Origin of the sequence: Microbaculum marinisediminis, from assembly GCF_025397915.1 — a bacterium.
GTDB classification, from domain to species: Bacteria; Pseudomonadota; Alphaproteobacteria; order Rhizobiales; family Tepidamorphaceae; genus Microbaculum; species Microbaculum marinisediminis.
The window spans coordinates 29,842-52,446 of the sequence record NZ_JALIDZ010000007.1 but is presented as its reverse complement, the minus strand read 5'-3'; the positions used below and the strand labels follow the sequence as shown (position 1 = coordinate 52,446).

The 22,605-nt window shown below is 67.6% G+C and carries 21 protein-coding genes; 11 read left to right on the top strand and 10 right to left on the bottom strand.

Annotated features, from left to right (window positions below):
• The first annotated feature begins 136 nt into the window (after positions 1–136).
• On the top strand, positions 137–625 hold the full coding sequence (locus tag MUB46_RS15730; RefSeq protein WP_261616887.1) for a class I SAM-dependent methyltransferase: 489 nt from the start codon (positions 137–139) through the stop codon (positions 623–625).
• 29 nt (positions 626–654) lie between these two features.
• On the opposite strand, the gene MUB46_RS15725 is transcribed toward MUB46_RS15730, so the two are convergent.
• A complete protein-coding gene (locus MUB46_RS15725) occupies positions 655–2,424 on the bottom strand; it encodes an RCC1 domain-containing protein (RefSeq protein WP_261616886.1) in 1,770 nt (589 codons plus the stop codon).
• Between the two features lie 214 nt (positions 2,425–2,638).
• Between MUB46_RS15725 and MUB46_RS15720 the strand changes: the two genes are divergently transcribed.
• The 4 genes from MUB46_RS15720 (at position 2,639) to MUB46_RS15700 (ending at position 7,195) form a co-directional block, all read left to right on the top strand.
• Complete coding sequence (locus MUB46_RS15720; RefSeq protein ID WP_261616885.1) at positions 2,639–3,073, top strand: hypothetical protein; 435 nt, start codon at positions 2,639–2,641, stop codon at positions 3,071–3,073.
• A 177-nt stretch (positions 3,074–3,250) separates the two neighbouring features.
• Complete coding sequence (locus MUB46_RS24280) at positions 3,251–5,857, top strand: ABC transporter transmembrane domain-containing protein (protein WP_315902749.1); 2,607 nt, start codon at positions 3,251–3,253, stop codon at positions 5,855–5,857.
• Positions 5,858–5,891: 34 nt separating this feature from the next.
• Positions 5,892–6,359: a cyclic nucleotide-binding domain-containing protein gene (locus MUB46_RS15705; RefSeq protein ID WP_261616884.1), complete on the top strand. Its 468-nt coding sequence runs from the start codon at positions 5,892–5,894 to the stop codon at positions 6,357–6,359.
• Positions 6,359–7,195 (top strand): MBL fold metallo-hydrolase, encoded by an 837-nt coding sequence (locus MUB46_RS15700; RefSeq protein WP_261616883.1) that lies wholly within the window; start codon positions 6,359–6,361, stop codon positions 7,193–7,195. Before MUB46_RS15705 ends, MUB46_RS15700 begins: the two co-directional genes overlap by 1 nt.
• Here the strand turns inward: MUB46_RS15700 and MUB46_RS15695 are convergent.
• Positions 7,171–8,403 (bottom strand): adenylate/guanylate cyclase domain-containing protein, encoded by a 1,233-nt coding sequence (locus tag MUB46_RS15695; protein ID WP_261616882.1) that lies wholly within the window; start codon positions 8,401–8,403, stop codon positions 7,171–7,173. The two genes, MUB46_RS15700 and MUB46_RS15695, sit on opposite strands and share 25 nt — an antisense overlap.
• A 95-nt stretch (positions 8,404–8,498) precedes the next feature.
• Between MUB46_RS15695 and MUB46_RS15690 the strand changes: the two genes are divergently transcribed.
• The 5 genes from MUB46_RS15690 to MUB46_RS15670 all read left to right on the top strand — a co-directional run bounded on the left by MUB46_RS15690 (position 8,499) and on the right by MUB46_RS15670 (position 12,483).
• Positions 8,499–9,446, top strand: a complete 948-nt coding sequence (locus tag MUB46_RS15690) for an ATP-grasp domain-containing protein (RefSeq protein ID WP_261616881.1) — start codon at positions 8,499–8,501, stop codon at positions 9,444–9,446.
• A 137-nt stretch (positions 9,447–9,583) separates the two neighbouring features.
• Complete coding sequence (locus tag MUB46_RS15685) at positions 9,584–9,922, top strand: c-type cytochrome (RefSeq protein ID WP_261616880.1); 339 nt, start codon at positions 9,584–9,586, stop codon at positions 9,920–9,922.
• 7 nt (positions 9,923–9,929) lie between these two features.
• The gene (locus MUB46_RS15680; protein WP_261616879.1) at positions 9,930–10,415 is read left to right on the top strand and encodes an MmcB family DNA repair protein; all 486 of its coding nucleotides are present in this window, start codon (positions 9,930–9,932) and stop codon (positions 10,413–10,415) included.
• 23 nt (positions 10,416–10,438) lie between these two features.
• Entirely contained in the window at positions 10,439–11,185 is a 747-nt protein-coding gene (locus MUB46_RS15675; RefSeq protein ID WP_261616878.1) for an SDR family oxidoreductase, read from the top strand.
• Positions 11,186–11,214: 29 nt separating this feature from the next.
• Positions 11,215–12,483, top strand: a complete 1,269-nt coding sequence (locus MUB46_RS15670) for a lytic murein transglycosylase (protein ID WP_261616877.1) — start codon at positions 11,215–11,217, stop codon at positions 12,481–12,483.
• A gap of 21 nt (positions 12,484–12,504) precedes the next feature.
• Here MUB46_RS15670 and MUB46_RS15665 read toward each other — a convergent pair whose 3' ends face one another.
• Positions 12,505–13,287 (bottom strand): nucleoside phosphorylase, encoded by a 783-nt coding sequence (locus MUB46_RS15665; protein ID WP_261616876.1) that lies wholly within the window; start codon positions 13,285–13,287, stop codon positions 12,505–12,507.
• A 519-nt stretch (positions 13,288–13,806) separates the two neighbouring features.
• Here MUB46_RS15665 and MUB46_RS15660 point away from each other — a divergent pair.
• Entirely contained in the window at positions 13,807–15,225 is a 1,419-nt protein-coding gene (locus tag MUB46_RS15660; RefSeq protein WP_261616875.1) for an adenylate/guanylate cyclase domain-containing protein, read from the top strand.
• Positions 15,226–15,237: 12 nt separating this feature from the next.
• Here the strand turns inward: MUB46_RS15660 and MUB46_RS15655 are convergent, their stop codons facing one another.
• The 7 genes from MUB46_RS15655 to MUB46_RS15625 all read right to left on the bottom strand — a co-directional run bounded on the left by MUB46_RS15655 (position 15,238) and on the right by MUB46_RS15625 (position 22,548).
• Positions 15,238–15,957 carry a DNA-3-methyladenine glycosylase I gene (locus tag MUB46_RS15655; protein WP_261617117.1) on the bottom strand — a complete coding sequence of 240 codons (720 nt, stop codon included), beginning with the start codon at positions 15,955–15,957 and terminating at the stop codon, positions 15,238–15,240.
• Between the two features lie 541 nt (positions 15,958–16,498).
• Positions 16,499–17,809 carry a bifunctional folylpolyglutamate synthase/dihydrofolate synthase gene (locus MUB46_RS15650; RefSeq protein WP_261616874.1) on the bottom strand — a complete coding sequence of 437 codons (1,311 nt, stop codon included), beginning with the start codon at positions 17,807–17,809 and terminating at the stop codon, positions 16,499–16,501.
• Between the two features lie 110 nt (positions 17,810–17,919).
• The gene (gene accD, locus MUB46_RS15645) at positions 17,920–18,855 is read right to left on the bottom strand and encodes an acetyl-CoA carboxylase, carboxyltransferase subunit beta (RefSeq protein ID WP_261616873.1); all 936 of its coding nucleotides are present in this window, start codon (positions 18,853–18,855) and stop codon (positions 17,920–17,922) included.
• Between the two features lie 115 nt (positions 18,856–18,970).
• Positions 18,971–19,813, bottom strand: a complete 843-nt coding sequence (gene trpA, locus MUB46_RS15640) for a tryptophan synthase subunit alpha (protein WP_261616872.1) — start codon at positions 19,811–19,813, stop codon at positions 18,971–18,973.
• A gap of 8 nt (positions 19,814–19,821) precedes the next feature.
• Positions 19,822–20,544: a flavodoxin family protein gene (locus MUB46_RS15635; RefSeq protein WP_261616871.1), complete on the bottom strand. Its 723-nt coding sequence runs from the start codon at positions 20,542–20,544 to the stop codon at positions 19,822–19,824.
• A gap of 37 nt (positions 20,545–20,581) precedes the next feature.
• Entirely contained in the window at positions 20,582–21,829 is a 1,248-nt protein-coding gene (trpB, locus tag MUB46_RS15630; protein WP_261616870.1) for a tryptophan synthase subunit beta, read from the bottom strand.
• Entirely contained in the window at positions 21,826–22,548 is a 723-nt protein-coding gene (locus MUB46_RS15625) for a phosphoribosylanthranilate isomerase (RefSeq protein WP_425256275.1), read from the bottom strand. The genes trpB and MUB46_RS15625 overlap by 4 nt, the downstream gene beginning before the upstream one ends.
• Positions 22,549–22,605 lie beyond the last annotated feature (57 nt).

The following is a 22,605-nucleotide window of genomic DNA, read 5'->3' as shown; positions in this document are numbered from 1 at the left end:
GACTTGTTTCGTCGGGGAAGCTTATCCAAACATCGTCGCAGACCCTACGCCTCACGCCGCTTCGGGGCAATGCGCTTGTCGTCAATCCACCATTCCCGTATGACACCCGCATTCAGTGTCCGGACCAGGTAAAGCGATGAGCCGACTCGACAGCATGATCAACCGGCTGGTCGCCCAGCGGATGATCCTGAACCATGCCGCCGACCTCGTGGCGCCTCTTCCCGGCCCCGTCCTGGAGCTCGGGCTGGGCAACGGACGCACCTTCGACCACCTGCGCGAAATCATGCCCGACCGCGAGATTTTCGTGTTCGAACGCAAGATTACGGCCTCGCCGCGATCGATACCCGACGCGGAGCATGTTATCCTTGGCGAAATCCGCGACACTCTGCCATTCTGCGCGCCGCGCATCGGCGGGCCGGCGGCGCTGATCCATTCCGATCTGTCCAACGGCGACCCGACCGACGACCTCGCCCGCAAGGCCTGGCTTTCGCCGATGATCGCGGAGCACGCCGGCTCCGGAACCGTCGTCATCAGCGGCCATGAACTGGACCTTGCGGACTTCGAGCGGCTGCCCTTGCCCGAAGGCATCCGCGAGGGACGGTACTACCTCTACCGGAAGCGCTAGGACGCGCCGCGTCCAACCCTGGCGCCGGTCTACTTCCTGACGACGAGTTTCCGCGACGCCCTGGAGCCCACCCAGTTCTTGTCGCCCTTGTACAGGACCGTGATCTTGCGCTTTCCGGCCTTCAGGCCGCGCGTGCGCAGGCCCGCCCTCCCCTTCTTCACCGTGACCGTGCCGAGCTTCTTCCTGCCATCCTTGACGATCGCGGTACCGACGGGCTTCGCCGTTGCCGACGGGACCGCCTTCACCTGTATCGGGAAGCGAACCAGGTCGCCGACCCTGGGCTTCCGCGGCTTCGCGTTCACCGACGTCTTCGTCTTCGCCTTGCTGACGACATGCACCACTGTCGCGGAGGTGCTGGGCGCGTTGCCGCCATCGCCGCTGTAGCGCGCGCTGATCGGATAATTGCCGGCGTCGAGTGTCGATGTGGTGAAAGACGCGCCGCTGGCGATCATCACGGTACCGGATCCGAACCCGGTCACCGGGACCGGCGTCAGGCTCTCGTCTATCGTGCCGTCGCCGAACTGGCCGTAGTCGTTGTTGCCCCAGCACAGGAGACCCGCGGCAGCGGTCAGCGCGCAGGTGCTTTCATATCCGCCCTCGATCTGGATGAGGCCGGCGGCGATGACGGTCTGCGGCACGGGCACCGCGAAATTTGCGTTGGTGGTGCCGTTGCCGAGCTGGCCGCTGCCGTTGATGCCCCAGCACTGCGCCGCGCCGGAAGCGGCGATCGCGCAGGAATTGTAGCGGAACGCCGCGATCTCCACCGGGACGGCAGACAGGCCGACGACCGGCGCGGGGGTTTCCTCGCCGCTAGAGCCTGAGCCCGCCCCCCGGCCGAGCTGCCCGGCCGAATTGTGACCCCAGCACTTCATGATACCGGCCTTCGACAGCGCGCACGCATGGGCTTCGCCGGTCGAGATCGCGGTGACGCCCGTGGAAAGACCGACGACCTGGGTCGGCGTATATCGGGTGACCCGCGTGCCATCGCCGACCTGACCGGCGTTGTTGTGTCCCCAGCACAGGACGCCATCGTCCGCGGTCAGCGCGCAGGTATGGGCGCCGCCCGCGGCGATCGCGGCGATGCCCGACGTCAGCCCGACGACCTGGGCCGGTGTCGTGCGCGTGGCCCATGTCCCGTCGCCGAGGGTGCCGGCGCCGTTGTAGCCCCAGCACTTGACGCCGCCGGTCGCGGTCAACGCACAGGTATGGATCGCACCCGCGCTGATCGCCACCACGCCTGACGACAGGCCTGCGACCGGCACCGGCGCGGTTCGATAGGTCATGGAGCCGTCGCCCAGCTGGCCCCAACTGTTGTCGCCCCAGCATTTGACGGCGCCGGTGGCCGTGAGGGCGCAAGCGTGCCCGTCGCCCGCAGCGACCGCCACGACACCGGAGGCGAGCCCCGTCACGGCGCCCGCGGCCCGACGATCGTCCGTGGTGCCGTCGCCGAGCTGTCCGAGACTGTTCAGGCCCCAGCATTGGACACCGCCGGCGACCGTCACCGCGCAGGTATGGCCGTCGCCGGTGGCGAGGGAGTCCTGCGAGCGGAGCCGGCTGACGGTACGCGTCGCCAGCGGCGTGTCGCCGTCGCGAAACGTCACCGTGCCGGACGGCGTCGCGCCGGTGACCCGCGCCGAGAAAGTCACCGGCTCGCTGTAAACCGTGCGCGCCTTCGGATCGGACAGCACGGTGGCTGTCGGCCCGGCCAGCGCGGCGCCGGCCAGCGGCAGCGCCAGGCAGGCGGTCGAAACGCAGGCGCCGAGCGTCCGGATCGCACCGGACCAACTACGAACATGCATTGATCCAATTCCTTGAAGTATCGAACGTCTGACGGGGTGATCGCGAGGGGATTATCGGTGGGGGGAAACGTCTATCCGATTACTAGCCAGTTTCCGGAGGGGAAACAACGCGGTTCTGCGCGCTGCAGAACGCCGGGCCGAGGTGACCAAAGTCAAGGCGCATCGCACGGCGCGGTTCCTACACTTCCGTATCAACCTCGACGGAGGCCGCGGGATGACGCGCGCGCGCAACGCTGTGAGTTCAAGACCCTGGTGGGCGTGGCTCGCCGGCGGGATCGCGGTGGCCTTCGGTATCGCGACGATCCTGTCCGGCGGTCGCGTACTGTTCGGCGGCGAGGCTGCGCGCGCGTCGGCCGGCGCCTATGTGTCCTTCGTTCTTTGGTTCAATTTCGCGGCGGGCTTCGCTTATGTCGTTGCCGGCGCCGGCCTCTTGCTGTGGCGCCCCTGGGCGGCACGCCTGTCTATGGCGATCGCGGTGGCGACGGTCGCCGTCGCCATCGCGTTCGCGATTCATGTGCTGGGCGGCGGCGCTTTCGAGATGCGCACCGTGGGGGCGATGGCGCTTCGCGGCGCCGTCTGGATCATAATCGCCGGACTCGCCTGCTGGACGCTCGGCTGCCTGCGGCCCAGCGGTCGGCCATCCGTCTGATCGGTCCGCGCGCGCCAGACCGCGCCGGCATCGTTGCATTGCCCCTCCGGTCGGATAAGGCTTTCTTGCGATTCTCGTGGCATAGCCGTTTGCCGGTTCGCACGAACCGGCTAAGATTCGGGCGTTGTTGCGCGATCCGGCTCGTCGACCGGGCCGGCGCGCAGCTGGGGGAGGCACATGGAATCGTCGCTCTTCCGGTATATCTGGAAGCACAGCAAGCGCCAGCAGATCGTCATCCTGCTGGTGACGTTCTGCTCGTTCCCGCTGATCTACTATTCGCTCGACCTGCCGAAGCAGATCATCAATCAGGCGCTGCAGGGCACCGATTGGCCGCAACCGGTGCCGATCGTCGGCGTCGAGCTCGACCAGATCCCCTACCTTCTGACGCTGTGCTTCCTGTTCCTGGCGCTGGTCATCATCAACAACGGCATCAAGTTCTGGCTCAACACGGCCAAGAACCTGCTCGGCGAGCGCATGTTGAGGCGCCTGCGCTACGATCTCTATCTGCGCATCCTGCGTTTCCGGTTGCCGCGCTTCCGGCAGGTGAGCCAGGGCGAGATCATTCCGATGATCACCTCGGAGGTGGATCCGCTCGGCAACTATATCGGCGACGCCATCGCGCTGCCCGTGTTCCAGGGCGGCACGCTGATCGTCTATCTCTATTTCATCTTCGCCCAGGACGTCTTGCTGGGGGCGGCGGCGATCGCGCTCTATCCCCTGCAGATGTGGATCATCCCGTGGCTGCAGGCGAAGGTGAACAAGCTCGCCCGCGATCGCGTCCTCAATATCCGCCGGATGGCCGACCGGATCGGCGAGACCATCTCGGGCGTCCGCGAAATCCACGCCAACGACACCAGCGCCTGGCATCTGGCCGACATCTCGGACCGGCTTCACACGAATTTCGAGATCCGCTACGTCGGCTTCCAGCTGCGGTTCCTGATCAAGTTCATCAACAACTTCATCAACCAGCTCACGCCGTTCTTCTTCTATTCGATCGGCGGCTATCTGGTGATCAAGGGCCAGCTCTCCTTCGGCGCCCTGGTAGCCGTTCTCGCCGCCTACAAGGATCTCGCCGGCCCTTGGAAGGAACTGCTCGACTTCTACCAGGCGCGCGCCGACGTCGAGATCAAGTATCAGACGGTCATCGAGAACTTCGACATCCCGGACCTGAGACCGGCCGAGGTGCTCACCGACGACGCCGAAGGAACCGAGGAGCTGAAGGGCGACATCGCGCTCGACAAGGTGAGCTATACCGGTGCCGGCCATCCGATCGCGGACATCAATGCACAGATCCCGGAGGGCACGACCGTCGCGGTCGTCGGCGAGGATACGGACGGTCGCGGCGACCTGCTCGAGCTGGTCGCCGGACTGGTGGTGCCGGCGAGCGGAAAGGTGACGATCGGCGGGCGAAATCTAGACAAGCTCCCGGAATCCGTTCTCGGCCGTTCGATCGCCTATGTCGGCCCGAATCCCTACGTTTTCAGCGAGACGATCCGCGGCAACCTCACCTACGGGCTGCGCCACCGTCCCGCCCTTCCGGACGGCTGGCCGGCTTCGGCGGACGCCAAACGCAGGTACGACGAGGCGATGAATACCGCGAACACGTACTTCCCGTTGACGGCGCCGTGGGACGACCTGGCCGAGGCGCAGGTCTCCTCCCCCGAGGAACTCGACGAGCGCAGCCTGGCGCTGCTCGACAAGGTGGGGTTGGGCGACGACGCGTTCCGGCTCGGCCTCAGTGCCCGCATCGATCCGAAGGCGCCGGGCGCGCCGGTCAAGGACCTGATCACCGCGCGCAAGAAGGCCACCGAACGGATCCTGGCCGAACCACAGGCCGCCGATCTCGTTGAGCTGTGGGACGCGGCCGCGCTCAATCGAAGCGCGACGCTGGCAGAGAACGTCCTGTTCGCACTGCCGTCCGATCCGACGATCGCGATGGGAGATCTGGCGTCCGACCCGCTTGTCATAAAATTTTTGGACAGCGCTGGTATCGCCGACGAGTTCCTGCAGATGGGCGTCGAGATCGCCCGCACCATGGTGGAACTGTTCGCGCAACTATCCGGCGAAGGATCCTTGCTGGCGGAATTCAGCTTCATCACGCCCGACGAGCTGCCCAACTACGATCGCCTGATCAAGCGCATCGACAAGCAGGGCGTCGGCAAGCTGTCGAAATCGGAGCGCAGCGACCTTATTGGCCTCGCGTTCGAACTGGTGCCGGCGAGGCATCGTCTCGACGTGCTGACCGACGAGCGGACGAAGATGATCGTCGAGGCGCGCCCCGCGTTCCGCGCCATGATCGATGAGGAAAGCGACGGGCGGTTTGTCCCCTTCGACCCGGAGCTGCTGATCGCGCCGCTGTCCATCGAAGACAACGTGCTGTTCGGCAAGCCGCGGGTCGACCGGCGCGGTAGCCGCGAACGCGTCGACCGGATCATCCGCGACGTGATCGTCGAACTGGGCCTGCAGGGCCAGATCCAGCGGGCCGGTCTCGACTACAATGTCGGCGTGGCCGGATCGCGCCTGTCGCCCGGCCAGCGCCAGCGGATCGCCGTCGTGCGGGCCCTGCTGAAACGGCCGAACGTGGCGATCTTCGACGGTGTGTTCACCTCCGCCAACGATCCCCTTCTGAAAATCGTGCGCGAGGAACTGGGAGAGGCTACGCTGGTCGTCGGGATCGAAACGCTGGAAGGCGCGCGCGGGATCGAGACAATACTGTCGATGCGGAACGGACGGCTGGCATCCGTTGGCAACTACGATGAGGTGAGTACGGCGGCCGGCAGCTGACCGGTTGGGGGTCCTGGAACACGGAAATGGTCAGATGAGCATCAACTCCGAAGTCGAAACACTGCGTACTATCCCGATTTTCCGCACGATAGAGCCGGGCAAGCTGAGACTTCTCGCGTTCATCAGCGAGCGCATCACCTTCCGGCCGGGCGAGACGATCTGCACGCAGGGAGAGCCGGGCGATTCCGCCTTCATCATCCTGTCGGGGAACGGCGAGGTCCTGGTCGACATCGGCGGCGAGATGCGCAGGGTCGCCGAGATCAAGCAGAACGACGTCGTCGGCGAGATGGCGCTTCTGACCGACATGCCGCGTACGGCGACCGTCGTTGCCGACAGCGAGATTGCCGCCTTGCGCATCTCCAAGGAGAACTTCTTCCGCATCCTCCAGGAATTCCCGGAAGTCTCCATGGAGATGATGCGCGTGCTGGCGCGGCGTCTCGAACGGACCACCCACGATCTCGCCGTCGTGCGCGGCCAGCTCGCGGAGGCCGGAGCGGGCTGATGCATGCTGCCTCGGATCCGGGATTGGTGCTCAGGCTGTGGGGCACCCGCGGCTCGACTCCGGCGCCGGGCTGCGAGACCGTGCGATACGGTGGCGAAACCACCGCGATGGAAGTCGTCATCGGTGGCCGATCGGTCCTGATCGACTGCGGATCGGGAGCGCGGGCGCTGGGGGACCGGATGTGCGCCGACGGCATCGACGACATCGACATGCTGTTCACGCACTTCCACCTCGACCACATCTGCGGCCTGCCGTTCTTCAGGCCGGCCTACAATCCGGAAACGAAAATCCGCATTCACGCCGGCCACCTCCAGCCCGACGAGGATCCTCGCGCGGTGCTGTGCCGGATCATGTCGCCACCGATCTTTCCCGTCGCCTTCGATCATCTGGCCGCCTGCGAATGCATACGGTTCACGGCGTCGGACCACCTCGTGCTGGCGGGCGGCATCGGGGTCGACACGATCGCGCTCAACCATCCCAACGGCTCCGTCGGCTACCGCTTCCGCTCAGGCGGCAAGACCCTCGTGACGGTCACCGATCACGAGCACGGCGATGCCGAATACGACGCGGCCGTGGCCGACTTCGTGCGCGGCGCCGACGTGATGATCTACGACGGCATGTTCGACGATTCCGAATACGGCGCCCATGTCGGCTGGGGACACTCGACCTGGCAGGAAGGCCTGCGGCTCGCCGCGAAGACGGATGTCCGGATGCCGGTGATCTTCCATCACCATCCTGACCGCACCGACGCTCAGCTTGACGCCTATGCCGAGGCGGCCAAGCAGCTGCACCCCAACGCCGTCTTCGCCCGTCAGGGCCTCGAAATCGCGCTTTGAGCCAGTTCCAGGGGCCGCGCGGCCAACGCCGACGCGGGCGCCGGGTGATACACGCGCTGCGGCCGGCGAACGCCCTTGAGGCTGTAGGTTCCCACTTCGGTGAACCCGTGGTCGGCGTATTCGATGAAATCCTCGCTCGCCAGGATCGGATGCCCGAGATCGCGGGTCAGCCCGTTGAGGCGGCTGCCGACATTCACGGCCTCGCCGATCACGGTAAAGTCGAGCCGGTCACGGCCGCCGACATTGCCGTAGAAGACCGCACCCACGTGCAGCGAAATCCCGACGGACAGGTCGCCGGCGCAGCAGGACATCTCGGTCTCGTTGATCTGCTCCAGCGCCTCGAGCGCGCCAAGGGCGGCCTCCACCGCGCTGTTGGCGGCCTCGCGCGCCTCGTGCTCGTTGGCGTAGGTGAAGATCGCCAGCACCGCGTCGCCGATGAACTTGAGGATCTCACCGCCGCGCGCCTCGACCGCCTCGGTCATGGCCTCGAAGTAGAAGTCGAGCACGTCGACCAGTTCGCGGGGGCCGAAACGGCCAGACAGGTCGGTGAAGCCGCGCAGGTCGGAAAACCAGATCACCGCTTCGATCTGCTGACCGTCGCCGCGCCTGATCTCGCCGGCGAGCACCCGCGGCGCGGTTCTCCGGCCGATATAGGTGCTCAGGAGCGTCGTCGCGGACCGGCGGTGGGCGTGGATCTCGAACACCATGGCCACCGGGCTCAGGATCGAGTCGAATTGCGCGATATGGCCGTCCGAGAAGCCGTCCGGGTGCCGGGTCGCAAGCGTCATCGACTTGTAGGAACCGTCCGAAAAGATGAGCGGAAAGGCGATGTAGTCCGTCGCGCCCTCTGCCCGCAGGTCGGCCAAGATGCCGTACTCGCCCGGCTCCGGCGTCGGGCTCACGGCCATGCGCACGGTCTCGCCCCGCGTATAGACGTTGTACAGGGGGCTGTTGGTGAACATCGAGTCCTCGGCCAACGCCTGCGGAAACTGGCGCATCGACACGCCCTCGCCTTCGACCCACAGCGTGCTTTCGGCGCGGATCAGGGGGTGCAGGATCGGAATGCCGCTGGAAATGCGGTAGACCGGAATCCCGGTTGCGTTGAGCTTCTCGCCAAGCGCGGCGATGAAGTCGCCGAGATCGGTGTTCCTGTGGCCATGGTCGAGAATCCAGTCGCGCAGGCCGTGATCAACGATTTGAGCAGTCATTGGTGCATTCCTTCCTCGACCGACCGTTTGACCGGTAAGGGCCGATCAGGCTAGCACCGCACCATCAGAAACAACGGCGCGGGTCACTCCAATCTATGCCCAATCTCGTCCTCGTCCACTGGCCGGAGCGGCAGGCTCTCGAAGATTTCAACGAGATCGCGCGGCGGATCGAAGAGCGTGCCCCGGAGATAGGTGTGCTCATCGCCGAGAGCAAGAACGACGACCCCGAGCTGGCCGAAAAAGCGGCACAGAAGCCCACTGTCGTCGTCTCGATGATGGAGATCCGGCGTTTTCGCGTGCAGCACGGGACGATCTTCGAGGGCAAAGACCTGCCGAAAAGCGTTCAGTACACGCGGTATCGCGCCGCCGGCATCCCGGTTCCCGACTGGGAAGTGATCACACCCGACACAAGGCTCGACCCGAAGGACTGGGGCCCGTACGTCATCGTCAAGCCGGATCTCGCGCGAAAGGCGGCCGGCATCGTCATCAAGAAGACCGGTCGGGTGCGGTTCGCGACTCCGGAAACCTATCCGGAGGAGCATCCGGGCCGGACTTCGCCGATGATCGCGCAGAAATTCGTCTACACCGGCCGTTGGGCGAATCACTATCGCGTCACCACGCTGTTCGGCCGCACGCTGTTCGCGGTGCGCTGCGAGGCCGACCACGGCTTCCGGCCGCTGGAATCGCGCGACGGGTTCGCAGGTGCTGCCGGGGTCGGCGGCGCGCCGGTCGTCTCCAACAAGAAGACGTCGCACTACACGCTCGCCTATGACGAGGACATCATCGCGCTCGGCGAAAGGGCGCATTCGGCTTTTCCCGAACTCCCGCTGCTCGGCCACGATATCGTCCGCGACGCAGACACCGGCGAGCTGTTCGTCCTCGAAAGCAACACGCGCGGCGATGTCTGGCTTCTGTCGTCGGGCACCGGTCGCAGCCTGCAGCGGGCCAACGGTTTCGACCTCTACAGCCAGTTCGACGCACTGGAGGTCGCCACCGAAGCGCTGATCGACAAGGTGCGCGCGGTCTGCGGCGCCGAATCCTGAAGCCGAACCGGGACGGGGCCTCCCGCGAGACCGCCCGCGCCCCGCCCCGCGTCCTCTATTTCGCCTTTTGCATTCTCCATTCTAACCTCGACCGTGCGATCCGCCGCGATTCGGTTTCCGGCGGAGGGAGATGACTGATGAAATACCTGACGACGGCCGCGATCCTCGCCGGCCTTATGACAGCCGGGCTGACAGCCGGGGCGGCCCGCGCCCAGGACGATCCGCAGGCCGGTCATGCGCTGGTCGAGGAGAACTGCGCGCGGTGCCATGCCGTCGAGAAAACGGGAGATAGCCCGAACCCGGACGCACCGCCGTTCCGCACCTTCGCGGAAAAATGGCCGCTGGAGAACCTCGAGGAAGCCCTCGCAGAAGGCATCGTCGTCGGCCATGAGGGCGTCGAAATGCCCGAGTTCGTGTTCGAGCCCGACCAGATTTCCGATATCATCGCCTATCTCGGCACGCTGAACGAAACCTAGAGCTGCGATGATCGGACCGAGCGCAGAGGACCTGCTGAGCGACGGCCGCCAGTCGGAAACCGCGCTTTCTGTGCAGCGCGGCACCGGGCGGCTGTTGCGCACGCTCGGCTTCTCGATCGTCACCGAAATGCCGCTCGCCTCGGGCCGCCGGGCCGATATCGTCGCGCTGTCGCAGGCCGGCGACGTCTGGATCGTCGAAATCAAGTCGAGCCTCGCCGACCTGCGGGCCGACGGCAAATGGCCCGACTACCGCTGGCATTGCGACCGACTCTATTTCGCGGCGCCGCCCGAACTCGGTCGCGACATCTTCCCGCGGGACGCGGGCTTCATCGCGGCGGATTCCTACGGCGCGGAGATCCTCGACGAAGCGCCCGAGCACCGGCTGGCCGGCCCCACACGCAAGGCGATGACCCTTCGCTTCGCCCGGCTGGCGGCCCTCAGGCTGCACAGCCTCGCCGACCCGGCCGCCCGCTTCGACGAGGGCAGCCTTTAGAAGAAACGAGTGGAGAGGATCCCATGCCCAAGACCATCCTGATCACCGGCGGCAGCCGAGGAATCGGCGCTGCGTGCGCGCGGCTCGCCGGCGCGCGCGGTTGGTCGGTCGCCATCAACTATGCCGGCAATGACGCGGCGGCCGCCGAGACGGTGCGCGCGGTGGAGACGGCCGGCGGCAGGGCGATCGCCATCAAGGGCAACGTCGCGGCGGAGACCGATGTCGTCCGGATGTTCGACGAAACCGAGACGGCGTTCGGCCGGCCTGATGGCGTGGTCAACAATGCCGGCATCGTCCGCACCAGCGCGAAGATCGTCGACATGGATACGGAGAGCACCAGAAAGCTGTTCGATATCAACGTGTTCGGCGCGTTCCTCGTGGCCCGAGAGGCGGCGCGGCGGATGGCGACATCGCGCGGCGGCAGGGGCGGATCGCTGGTCAACATGTCGTCGGCGGCGGCGCGGCTGGGCGGTGCCGGCGAGATGACCGACTACGCCGCCTCGAAGGGCGCGATCGACACGCTGACGCTCGGCCTGTCGAAGGAGCTCGGCCCCGACGGCATCCGCGTCAACGCCGTCCGCCCAGGCCTGATCGAGACCGAAATCCATAACGATTCCGGGGATATGGACCGGCTGAACCGGCTCGCCCCCGGCGTGCCGATGGGCCGCGCCGGCTCGGCGGAGGAGGTTGCCGAGACCGTGATCTGGCTCCTCGACGACGCCTCGTCCTATGTGAACGGGGCGCTCATCGACGTCACCGGCGGGCGCTAGGGCGCGGCCGGCCGAAGGGGATAAGCACGATGCCCAATCTCGTCCGGAGGATCGTCCGACGCGCCAGCCCGAAGGTCGTCACGGCCGTCGTCCTGGCCGTCGCCTTGACCGTCATCTCGGTCGCCGCGGGGTCGGGTCCGGCGTTGGCTCAGTCGGATGCCGGATTTCGCGACTGGCTGACGGCGCGGGTGTGGCCCGACGCGCGCGCCCAGGGTGTCTCGCAGGCGACCTTCGCGGCGGCGACCGCCGGACTTTCGCCCGACTGGAAGCTGCCCGATCTCGGCAAGCCCGGCCAGCCGCCGAAGATCAACTGGCAGTCCGAGTTCTCCGCGCCGGGCCGCTACCTGTCGGAGGACAAGATCGCGCCGCTGGTCTCGATCGGGCGGGCGCAGATGAAACAATGGGCCTCCGTGCTCGCCGCGATCGAAAAGCGCTACGGCGTACCGAAGGAGATCGTGGTGGCGATCTGGGGCCGGGAATCCGCCTTCGGCCGCGCCGCGATCCCGAAATCGGCGATCCGCACGCTGGCCACCCAGGCCTATGCCGGCACGCGCCGCGACCTGTTCTATCCCGAGCTGATCGCCGCGCTGAAGATCCTCGAGGGCGACCACATCCCGCTTGCCGAGATGAAGAGCTCGATCGCCGGCGCGCTCGGCCAGCCGCAGTTCCTGCCGTCGAAATACCTCGCCTACGCCGTGGACTTCGACGGCGACGGCCGGCGCGACATCTGGCAGTCGGTGCCGGACACACTCGCCTCCATCGCCAACTACCTGAAGCAGCACGGCTGGCAGAGCGGCAGGCACTGGGGCCACGAGGCGCGGGTGCCGGACACGGTCAACTGCGCCGTCGAGGGCCCCGAGCAGCCGTATCCGCTGACCGACTGGACCAAGGCCGGCGTCACCCGCGCCGACGGCGCGGCGCTGCCCGGCAGCGGCGGCGACAAGCGCCACCTGATGATGCCGGCGGGGCGGCTCGGCCCGGCCTTCATCGTGTCGTGGAACTTCTACGTCCTGAAGGAATACAACGAGTCCGACCTCTACGCCCTGTTCGTCGGCCACGTCTCCGACCGGCTCAGCGGCGCCCCGCCGATCGCCGGCAAGTGGAACACCGTGGCCGGCTTCCGGCGCGGCGACGTGCGCGCGATGCAGGAGCGGCTCGTCGCCAAGGGCTACGACGTCGGCGGCGCCGACGGCCTGGTGGGCTTCAAGACCCGCACCGCGATCGGCCTGTGGCAACGCCAGAACGGCCTCGCCCCCACCTGCTTTCCCGATGCCGGGCTGATCGGCGCGATCCGATAGGGCGCGCCAGGCGGGCGGGTATCAGGCCAGCGCCGCCGCGATCGCCTCCAGGACGGCGAGGGCGTCGCGGGCGCCACCGGCATAGCCCTTCTCGAAATCGTCGCCGGCCTGCCCCATGGTGTTGGTGACATGGGCGAGGCAGAGGACGCGCGCGCCCTTCGCCCGCGCGAAGGCATAGAGCGCGGCGGCTTCCATCTCGACGGCGAGAATGCCCCGGTCGCGGGCCGCCTCGACGGCCTCGGCGGTCTCGCGGAACGGCGCGTCCGTCGTCCAGCTCGCCCCGGTCACGGCGGGCAGGCCGGCCCCGCCCAGCGCCCGCGCGGCGGCCTCGACAAGGTCCCGGTCAGCGTCGGCGAACTCGGCCGGCGCGGCATAGTGATAGCTCGTTCCCTCGTCGCGCAGCGCCCGGTCGATGATCACGAAATAGGGCGGCGGCCCGACCGATACGATCTGGCCGGCCGACGTCACGCTGAGCAATAGCCGGCAGCCGCTGGCGAAAAGCTGCTCGGCCACCAGCACCGCGTAGGAGGCGCCGACCGCCCGCCCGACGATGCCGGCCGTGCGCCCGGCGAGCGGAAACAGCGCGAGCCGCGAGTGATAGCAGGGCCAGTCGTCGAACGCCGCAGCCTGCCCGGTCGCGGCGAGCCGGTCGAGGATATCGCCGTCGGGGTCGAGGATGCAGACCGGGGGCACGTCCACCGACGCCAGCCGTTTCTGCCGCCGCGCCTCCCGCAAAAGCGCGTCCGGCGCGAATACCGACGGGGCGGCGGGATGCTTGTTGCGCAGGATCGGCGGCAGGGCCATGGTCTTCCGCTCCCGGTTCGGCGTGGGCCGGATCGTCAAGACTAGCGCGAAGCGGGAAAAGTCTTAAGGCATTCCGCGGCGCTTACCGTTTCGTTGGTAGGCTCTACTATCGACACTAGCGGCGATGCCGCTGGGATGGGCCGCATGGGTCCCGGATCACGTCCGGGACACGCAGCTTGTGTTTGTCGCTTCGGCCGTGCCCCTCGAACAGCGGCGTGCCCTGGACTTGATCCAGGGCCCATTGGGCGGTTGCCAATTGTTCCCTTCTGTCATGCCCGGACGTGTTCCGGGCATCCATGGCCATCGGCGTTGGTATCAGAACACGGGCGTCGGTGGTCATGGATTGCCGGGTCAGGCCCGGCAATGACGTAATGAGGACAGGTGGAGGGCGCCGGCCATCCCCGCTTTCGCGGCGACCGCCGCTGATCTTGTGTCGGCTCCGGTTATGCGTGCCCTGTCATGGGGCTATGATCGGAGCGCGCCTGCCCGACCGGCCGGCCCAGACGCGGACCCGATCGCATGACCGACATACCCGATCCGACCTTCGGCTCACTCATCCGGCACTTCCGGCAGACCGAGGACGCGAGCCGCAGTCCGGAGGCTGACCGCTACGTGCGCGAGGCGCTGGAGCGCAACAAGCGCGAGGGCCTCGTCCTCGCGGTCAAGACACGCTGGATCGCGCTCGCCGCTGTCGGCGCCCTGACCGCCGTGCTCAACTGGGGCTGGGACCAGATCTACTACGAAGCGCTGCTCTTGGGCTTCGCGCTTATCGGCTGGGCGCAGCTGCGGCTCGGTCGCGCCGGCCGCTCGCCCGCCGAACTGTTCCTGATGTTCTGCGACCTGTCGCTGTTGACCTTCATGCTGCTGGTTCCCAACCCGTTCAGCGACGAGACGCGCCCACTGGCGATGCAGTACCGCTTCGACGGCTTCATCTATTTCTTCGTGCTGCTCGCCGGCGGCACGATCAGCTATTCCTGGCGCACCATCGTCGCCATGGGCACCTGGACCACCGGCGTGTGGATGACGGCCCTGGTCATCATGCTGCTGCAGCCGGTCCGGTTTCCGGAGCTCAGTACCGCGGCGGCCCAGGCCTTCGCCGGATTTCCGGAACTGATCCGTCGTCTCGACCCCAACGCAATGGAGATTTCCAACCGCATTCAGGAGGTGGTCGTCTTCCTGATCGTCGCCTCGGTCCTGGCGCTCGGCGTGCGCCGGGCCAACCACCTGGTGCTGCATCACGTTGCCGTCGAGCGCGAACGCGCGAACCTCGCCCGCTATTTCTCGCCGAACGTGGTCGAGGACCTGGCCCGCAACGACCAGTCGCTGAAGCAGGTGCGTTCCCAGAAGATCGCCGTGCTGTTCGTCGATATCGTCGGCTTCACCAGCTTCGCCGAGGGGCGCGATCCGGTCGACATCATCCGAACCCTGCGCGATTTCCACGGGTTCATGGAAACCGAGGTCTTCCGCCACGAGGGAACGCTCGACAAGTATCTGGGCGACGGGCTGATGGCGACCTTCGGCACGCCCATCGCCGGCGGGAGCGACGCCAGCAACGCCCTGCGCTGCGCCCGCGCCATGCTGCGCGCCGGGGCCGAGTGGAACCGCGCCCGCGCCGGGCGCGGCGAGCCGCAGATCGCCATCGGCGTCGGCCTGCACTACGGCGACGCGGTCCTCGGCGACATCGGCACCACCCGGCTCGAGTTCGCGGTGATCGGCTCTACCGTCAACGTGGCGAGCCGGCTCGAAGGCATGACCCGCTCCTTCGGCGTTCCGCTCGTCGTCAGCGACGACCTGCTGGCCCGCGTCCATGACGAGGCTCGCTGTGGCGGAGACGACATCGCAGGCTTCGAGAAGCGCCCGGCACAGATGGTGCGCGGGCTCGCCCACCCGCTAGACCTGTGGACGCTGGACGCGGGCGTGGCTGCGGGGGCCGCCTGACGCGGAACGGCGCTAGTCGTCGCCGCGCATGCGGCCTCGAAGCGTGTCGGCGTCGTGGTTCTCGCCGATCGACATGGCGCAGATGCGCGAGATCTGGAGGAGCGGGCGGCCGCTTTCCTTGGCCCAGGCATTGAACTGGTCCTGGATCTTGCGCAGGTCCTTCTTCGAGGTCGCGGCCTCGGCGACGTCGAGGCCGGCGTCGCGCAGGCAGGCGACGACGTCCCTGGAGGTGACGAAACCGTCCTTGCCGAGGAAGCGGATCAGGTACTGGCCGGTGTGGCCGCCGAGGCGCTTGCCGCGCTTGGCCAGCAGGTCCAGCAGGCCGATCTCATCGTCCGCGGGCCACTGGCTGAGGAACCGGCCGAAGCTGCCGTGCGCGGCGGCGATATCTGCAACAAACTGTGCGTTGTCGCGCACCGCCATGATCTTCTGGCCGTTGCGCACGATGCGGGTGTCGCCGGTGAGGTCGTGCCAGTATTCGTCGGGCTGGAACAGCAGGCGCTTGGGCTCGAAGCCGAGGAAGGCCTCCTCGAAGCCGTCCCATTTGCTCTCGATCACGCTCCAGACGAAGCCCGCCGAAAAGATGCGCCTGGTCATCTCGGCGAGCACGCGGTCATCGGGAATGGCGGCGAGCTGCTTGTTCGACAACGGCGCGGAAAGGAGACTTTCGAGCGCCTCGGGCCCGCCCTTGCGCCGTGCGGCGCGGGCCTCGATCTTGGCGAAGGACAACATGCGCGCCCCCTGTTCTGACGCGGAACCGGAATGGCGCCAGCTTAGTGCAAGTCGCGGTCCGGCGAAATCGACCGCGCGGACCGCCGAGACGTGGCAGCCGCGTGTCCCCTCCATTTCCGCGTCCCACGCGGTTTGACCGGGGCATCTCGTGCCACTCGTGCCACACGCCCGAGATTGCGGGCTCAGGCCCGGCAATGATGTAGAGAGGATACGCGGAAGGCGTCGGCGGGGCTCGCTTTCGACAACGGTCGCAATGCCGCGCGGATGGGCGGCATGGGTCCCGGATCACGTCCGGGACACGCGGCTGATCGGATGGCACGTCCGTGCCCCATACACGTGTGCTCTCTATTCACGACGTCATGCCCGGGCGTGACCCGGGCATCTCGTGCCACACGCCCGAGATTGCCGGGTCAGGCCCGGCAATGACGTGGAGGGGGCAGCTTGAAAGGCGCCGGCCGTGTGCTCGCCATTTCCCGTGCGGAGGCGCGGACACGCGTCGGCGATGACGGCAATGACTTGGAGGAGCGGCGGCGCGGCCGCCTTATTGCGGCACGGTTTCCTGGATCTTCAGGACATGGCCGGCGAGGTAGAGCGAGCCGCAGATCAGGATGCGGGCGGCCTCGCCGCGCGGCAGGCTTTGAAGCGCGTCCTCGACGCTTGACGCGATCCGTGCCGTCAGGCCGGCGCGGGCGGCGTCCGCGGCGAGATCGGAGGGATCGAACGACGCCTCCACGTCGGGGATCGGCACGGTGATCACTTCGCGCGCCAGCCCCTCGAAGGGATGGAAGAAGCCGGACGCGTCCTTCGACGTCAGCATGCCGGCGATCAGGTAGAGCGGTCGCGGATTGCGGTCTTCCAGCTCGGCGAGCGCGGCGCCCAGCACCTCGCCGGCCGCCGGATTGTGGCCGCCGTCCAGCCAGATCTCGGCGCCGGGCGGAGCCGCCTCTACGATCGGCCCGCTCGTGAGCGGCTGCAGCCGCGCCGGCCATTCGACGGTCTGCATCCCGGTGGCGATGGCCTTTTCGTCGACCGTGGTCGGCAGGTAGCGCAGCGTGGCGATCGCCGTGCCGGCGTTCTCGAACTGGTGGCGGCCGACCAGCCGCGGCAGCGGCAGGTCCATCAGCCCGCTCTCGTCCTGATAGACGAGCCGGCCGCGCTCCTCGCCGACGTGCCAGTCCTGGCCGGAGATCGACAGCGGCGCGCGCAGCCGGGCGGCGGCGCGCGCGATCACCGCCTCGACCGCGCGCGGCTGGGCGGAGACGACGCAGGGCACACCCTGCTTGATGATGCCGGCCTTCTCCGCGGCGATCAGCTCGATCGTGTCGCCGAGATAGGCGGCGTGGTCCATCGAGATCGGCGTGATGACGGTCGCGACCGGATTGTCGACCACGTTGGTGGCGTCGAGCCGGCCACCGAGCCCCACTTCCAGGAGCAGGATGTCGGCGGGGTGGCGCGAGAAGATCAGGAACGCCGCCGCCGTGGTGATCTCGAAGATGGTGATCGGCTCGCCGCCGTTCGCCGTCTCGCATTCCTCCAGCGCGGCGGCCAGTTCGGCTTCCGGCACATAGGTGCTGCCGCCGGCCGGATCGGCGAGGCGCACGCGCTCGTGGAAGCGGACCAGATGCGGCGAGGTGTAGACGTGGACGCCGTGGCCGGCCGCCTCGTGCATGGCGCGCAGATAGGCCGCCGTCGAGCCTTTGCCGTTGGTGCCGGCGATATGGACGACCGGCGGCAGCTTCAGCTGCGGATTCCCGAGACGCTCCAGGATCCGGTACATCCTGTCGAGAGACAGGTCGATCTTGCGCGGATGCAGCTCGGCGAGCCGCTCGAGGATTGCGTCGGACTTGAACATCTCGAACTCTTCAAGATCCCGGCCCCGGGACCGGGGGGACTGGGGGCTGGCGCGATGCGGGCCTATATAGGGTCGTTTCCGGGCACCGTCAGCGGGGCCAGTCGGCGGACTCAGTCGGCGGCTTCGGCCATCGGCGGCGGCAGCGCGGCCGCCTCGGCATCCGGCACGCCGGTGACCGGCGCCGCCTCGCCCAGCGACGGCGCCTTCATGAGGATCCGGCAGACGCGGCTCAGCGTCGCCCGCAGGTCGTGGCGATGCACCACCATGTCGACCATGCCGTGCTTCAGCAGGTATTCGCTGCGCTGGAACCCGGCCGGCAGCTTCTCGCGGATCGTCTGCTCGATGACGCGCGGCCCGGCGAAGCCGATCAGCGCGCCCGGCTCGGCGATGTGGATGTCGCCGATCATGGCATAGGACGCGGTGACGCCGCCCGTGGTCGGATGGGTGAGCACGACGATATAGGGCAGGCCCGCCTCGCGCAGCTTCTCGGCCGCGACCGTGGTGCGGGGCATCTGCATCAGCGACAGGATGCCTTCCTGCATGCGCGCGCCGCCGGAGGCTGCGAACAGGATGAACGGCGTCTGCCGCTCCGCCGCCGTCTCGAAGCCGGTGATGACCGCCTCGCCGGCCGCCATGCCCAGCGAGCCGCCCATGAACTCGAAGTCCTGCACCCCGGCGGTCACCGGAAGCGCGTCCAGCGTGCCGTAGGCGATCCGCACCGCGTCGCGCTCGCCGGTCTTGGCGCGGGCATCCCGGATGCGGTCGGAATAACGCCGTTCGTCGCGGAACTTCAGCGGATCGGGCGCGACATCCGGCGTGTCGATGCGCACGTACTCGCCGTTGTCGAACAGGTGCTTGAGACGCTGTTCGGCCGGCATGCGCATGTGATGGCCGGAGCCGGGAATGACATAGAGATTGGATTCCAGGTCGCGGTGGAACACCATCTCGCCCGTTTCCGGGCACTGCACCCACAGGTTATCCGGCGTTTCCTTCTTCTCGAGGAAACTGCGGATCTTGGGGCGAACGAAATTGTTGATCCAGTTCACGGGAGCCTCTCTCGCGGCAGCTTCAAGCCTGGCCGCTAAACCCGTTTAACACATGCTGTTTCGGCGGTGATTTCACCCGGATGGCGAAATCACCCGGCGAAACCACTCTGCGAAGTCACTCCGCGGCGACGGGGCGGCCCGCACGCACGCCCTCGGCGAGCCGGGAAACCAGCTCCGCGACCGCCGGTACGGTCGCATTGGTAGCATGGCCGTCGGCGTTGAGCGAGCCTTTGACCGCCTCGATCAGGGCCGACCCGACCACCACCGCGTCGGCGCCCGCCGCGATCGCGGCGGCCTGTTCCGGCGTCTTGACCCCGAAGCCGACCGCGACCGGCAGGTCGGTGTGGCGCTTGATGCGGCCGACCGCGGACGACACCGCGGCCGCATCCGGCGCCCGGGTGCCGGTGATGCCGGTGATCGAGACGTAGTAGACGAAGCCCGAGGTGTTGCTGAGCACCTTCGGCAGGCGCTTGTCGTCGGTCGTCGGCGTGGCCAGCCGGACGAAGTTGATGCCGTGCTCGATCGCAGGGAGGCACAGCTCGTCGTCGGCTTCCGGCGGAAGATCGACGATGATCAGCCCGTCGACGCCGGCCTGCCTGGCGTCGTCCAGGAAGGTCTCGTTGCCGTACGAATAGATCGGGTTGTAGTAGCCCATCAGCACGATCGGCGTGTCGGCGTCGGTCTGGCGGAAGGCGCTGACCATGGCGAGCGTCTTCTTCAGCGTCTGGCCGCCGTCGAGCGCGCGGCGTCCGGCGGCCTGGATCGCGGGGCCGTCGGCCATCGGATCGGAGAACGGCATGCCGATCTCGATCACGTCGGCGCCGGCGGCCGGCAGCGCCTTCACGATCTCCAGCGAGGTTACGTAGTCGGGATCGCCGGCCATCACGAAGGTGACGAACCCGGCGCGGCCCTCGGCGTGCAGGGCGGCGAAACGGCGGTCGATGCGGGATGTGGTCATTGTGCGCGTCACTTCGAATCCAGTTTCGGGTGGCCGAACCAGTTGTCGTCGAGCTTCGGCCGCTGGTTCCCGTGTGTGGGAAAGCCGCCGCTCGCTTTCAGCAGTCCGGCAAGGTGCATCAGGTTCCACGTCATGATGATGGTGTTGCGACGGGTGAAGGCGTTGTCGAAGCCGGCGCCGTCGTCGCCATAGGAGGGGCCCGGTCCGGCTTCGCCGATCCAGCCGCAGTCCGCCTGGGGCGGGATCGAGAAGCCGATGTGCTGCAGCGCGTAGAGCACCGTCATCGACACGTGCTTGATGCCGTCTTCGTTGCCGGTGACGATGGCGCCGCCGGTCTTGCCGTAGAAGATGCTCTGGCCGGCGTCGTTGAGCTGGCCGGAATGGGCATAGAGCCGCTCGATCACCGTGCGGCACAACGACGATTCCTCACCGAGCCAGATCGGCGTTCCCAGGACCACGATGTCGGCCGCGGCGACCTTTGGCCAGAAGGTCCCCGGCCATGCGTCCTGGTCCGCGCCGTGCTCGCGCATGTCCGGATAGATCCCGAACGCAACGTCGTGATCGGCAACCCTGAGGACATCCACCGCGACGCCGGCGGACTCCATGATCGCCACCGCGTTGCGCATCAGCCGCTCGGTGTGTGAGGGTTCGGGCGACCGCTTCAGCGTGCAGTTGATGAACACCGCGCGCAGGCCGGTATAGTCCGAACGTGACGAGGGCGCGGTCGTCATCGCGGCTCCGGCAGGTCCGATCGGGTAGGCCGGCTGCTCAAAGCTCGTACCCCATGATCTTGCCGACGGTGAAGACGTCCTTGTCGCCGCGGCCGCACATGTTCATGCAGATGATCTTGTCCTGCGCCAGCGTCGGCGCGATCTTCAACACCTGCGCCAGCGCGTGCGAGGGCTCCAGCGCCGGGATGATGCCTTCGAGCCGGGTGCAGGTCTGGAAGGCGTCGAGCGCCTCCGTGTCGGTGATCGGCACGTAGGTGACGCGGCCGGAATCGTGCAGCCAGGAATGCTCCGGGCCGACGCCGGGATAGTCGAGGCCGGCGGAGATCGAGTGGCCCTCCAGGATCTGGCCGTCGTCGTCCTGCAGCAGGTAGGTGCGGTTGCCGTGCAGGACGCCCGGGCGCCCGGCGTTCAGCGAAGCGCAGTGCTCCTCGCCCTCCAGGCCGTGGCCGCCCGCCTCGACGCCGTAGATCTCGACGTCGGTGTCGTCGAGGAAGGGATGGAACAGGCCGATGGCGTTGGAGCCGCCGCCGACGGCGGCCACCAGCACATCGGGCAGCCGGCCCTCGGCCGCCATCATCTGCTCGCGCACCTCCTTGCCGATCACCGACTGGAAGTCGCGCACCAGCTCGGGATAGGGGTGCGGGCCGGCGGCGGTGCCGATGATGTAGTAGGTGCTCTCGACGTTGGTCACCCAGTCGCGCAGCGCCTCGTTCATGGCGTCCTTGAGCGTGCCCGCGCCGGAGGTCACCGGGTGCACCTCGGCGCCCAGCAGCTTCATGCGGAACACGTTCGGCTTCTGCCGCTCGACGTCGGTGGCGCCCATGTAGACGTGGCAGGGAAAGCCGAACCGGGCGGCGACGGTGGCCGCCGCCACGCCGTGCTGGCCGGCGCCGGTCTCGGCGATGATGCGGGTCTTGCCCATGCGGCGGGCGAGCAAGATCTGGCCGAGGCAGTTGTTGATCTTGTGGCTGCCGGTGTGGTTCAGCTCGTCGCGCTTGAAGTAGATCTTGGCGCCGCCCTTGCCACCCGCGGCGGCGGCGGCCTCGCGGCAGTGCTCGGTCAGCCGCTCGGCGAAATACAGCGCGCTCGGCCGGCCGGTGTAGTGGGCGTTCAGATGGGTGAGCTCGGCCTGGAACGCCGGATCCGTCTTGGCCTCGTTCCAGGCGATCTCCAGATCGAGGATCAGCGGCATCAGCGTCTCGGCGACGAAGCGTCCGCCGAACAGGCCGAAATGGCCGCGCTCGTCCGGTCCGGCACGATAGGTGTTGGGCGGGGCGACGGTCACGACGGTATCCTTTCCATTGAGCGATCGCGTGCGGCTTCGGCGGCGCGCACGGCCTTGACGAAACGGGCGATCGCGGACGGGTCCTTGACGCCGGGAGCGGTCTCGACGCCCGACGAGACGTCGACGGCGTTCGGCCGGGCAATGCGGATCGCCTCGCCGACGACATCCGGATCCAGCCCTCCCGACAGCATGAACGGGACGGGCAGGTCAAGGCCGGCGAGCAGCCGCCAGTCGAAGCTGAGGCCGAGGCCGCCGGGCCGCGTCGCGTCCGCCGGCGCCTTGGCATCGAACAGGATGCGGTCGGCGACCGCGAGATAGGCCTCCACCGCGCCGAGGTCGCGGGCCTCACGGACCGGGATCATCTTCATCACCGGCACGGTGTAGCGGCGCTTCAGCGCCGCGATCCGCTCCGGGCTCTCCTGGCCGTGCAGCTGCAGCATGTCCGGCCCGAACGTGTCGAAGATGTCGTCGAAGGCCTGGTCGTCGGCGTCCACGGTGAGCGCGACCACGGTGGCTTGGCCGCGCAAGGGCGCGGCCAGCGCGGCGGCGCGCGCGGCGCTCAGATGCCGCGGGCTCGGCGGAAAGAAGACGAAACCGGCGTACTCGGCGCCCGCGTCGCGCACCGCCGCGACGGCCGTTTCATCCGTCAGTCCGCAAATTTTGACGTCCACATGCACGTGCCGAAAACCCTGTCTGTCCGTGGCGGCGATAGGTGCCATGAAATTGCGGCGAAAGTCCATGTCGCTTGCGACCGGACCTGTTGCGATTGTCTTGTC

Excerpts from the sequence above, each read along its gene's own strand:
- MUB46_RS15695 (WP_261616882.1), bottom strand. The coding sequence starts at position 8,403 with ATGACTGCTCAAATCGTTGATCACGGCCTGCGCGACTGGATTCTCGAC.
- MUB46_RS15680 (WP_261616879.1), top strand. The coding sequence starts at position 9,930 with ATGATCGGACCGAGCGCAGAGGACCTGCTGAGCGACGGCCGCCAGTCG.
- MUB46_RS15725 (WP_261616886.1), bottom strand. The coding sequence starts at position 2,424 with ATGCATGTTCGTAGTTGGTCCGGTGCGATCCGGACGCTCGGCGCCTGC.
- MUB46_RS15730 (WP_261616887.1), top strand. The coding sequence starts at position 137 with ATGAGCCGACTCGACAGCATGATCAACCGGCTGGTCGCCCAGCGGATG.
- MUB46_RS15635 (WP_261616871.1), bottom strand. The coding sequence starts at position 20,544 with ATGACGACCGCGCCCTCGTCACGTTCGGACTATACCGGCCTGCGCGCG.
- MUB46_RS15700 (WP_261616883.1), top strand. The coding sequence starts at position 6,359 with ATGCATGCTGCCTCGGATCCGGGATTGGTGCTCAGGCTGTGGGGCACC.
- MUB46_RS15720 (WP_261616885.1), top strand. The coding sequence starts at position 2,639 with ATGACGCGCGCGCGCAACGCTGTGAGTTCAAGACCCTGGTGGGCGTGG.
- MUB46_RS15650 (WP_261616874.1), bottom strand. The coding sequence starts at position 17,809 with ATGTTCAAGTCCGACGCAATCCTCGAGCGGCTCGCCGAGCTGCATCCG.
- MUB46_RS24280 (WP_315902749.1), top strand. The coding sequence starts at position 3,251 with ATGGAATCGTCGCTCTTCCGGTATATCTGGAAGCACAGCAAGCGCCAG.
- MUB46_RS15670 (WP_261616877.1), top strand. The coding sequence starts at position 11,215 with ATGCCCAATCTCGTCCGGAGGATCGTCCGACGCGCCAGCCCGAAGGTC.
- MUB46_RS15675 (WP_261616878.1), top strand. The coding sequence starts at position 10,439 with ATGCCCAAGACCATCCTGATCACCGGCGGCAGCCGAGGAATCGGCGCT.
- MUB46_RS15660 (WP_261616875.1), top strand. The coding sequence starts at position 13,807 with ATGACCGACATACCCGATCCGACCTTCGGCTCACTCATCCGGCACTTC.
- MUB46_RS15685 (WP_261616880.1), top strand. The coding sequence starts at position 9,584 with ATGAAATACCTGACGACGGCCGCGATCCTCGCCGGCCTTATGACAGCC.
- MUB46_RS15625 (WP_425256275.1), bottom strand. The coding sequence starts at position 22,548 with ATGGCACCTATCGCCGCCACGGACAGACAGGGTTTTCGGCACGTGCAT.
- trpA (WP_261616872.1), bottom strand. The coding sequence starts at position 19,813 with ATGACCACATCCCGCATCGACCGCCGTTTCGCCGCCCTGCACGCCGAG.
- MUB46_RS15655 (WP_261617117.1), bottom strand. The coding sequence starts at position 15,957 with ATGTTGTCCTTCGCCAAGATCGAGGCCCGCGCCGCACGGCGCAAGGGC.
- MUB46_RS15705 (WP_261616884.1), top strand. The coding sequence starts at position 5,892 with ATGAGCATCAACTCCGAAGTCGAAACACTGCGTACTATCCCGATTTTC.
- MUB46_RS15690 (WP_261616881.1), top strand. The coding sequence starts at position 8,499 with ATGCCCAATCTCGTCCTCGTCCACTGGCCGGAGCGGCAGGCTCTCGAA.
- MUB46_RS15665 (WP_261616876.1), bottom strand. The coding sequence starts at position 13,287 with ATGGCCCTGCCGCCGATCCTGCGCAACAAGCATCCCGCCGCCCCGTCG.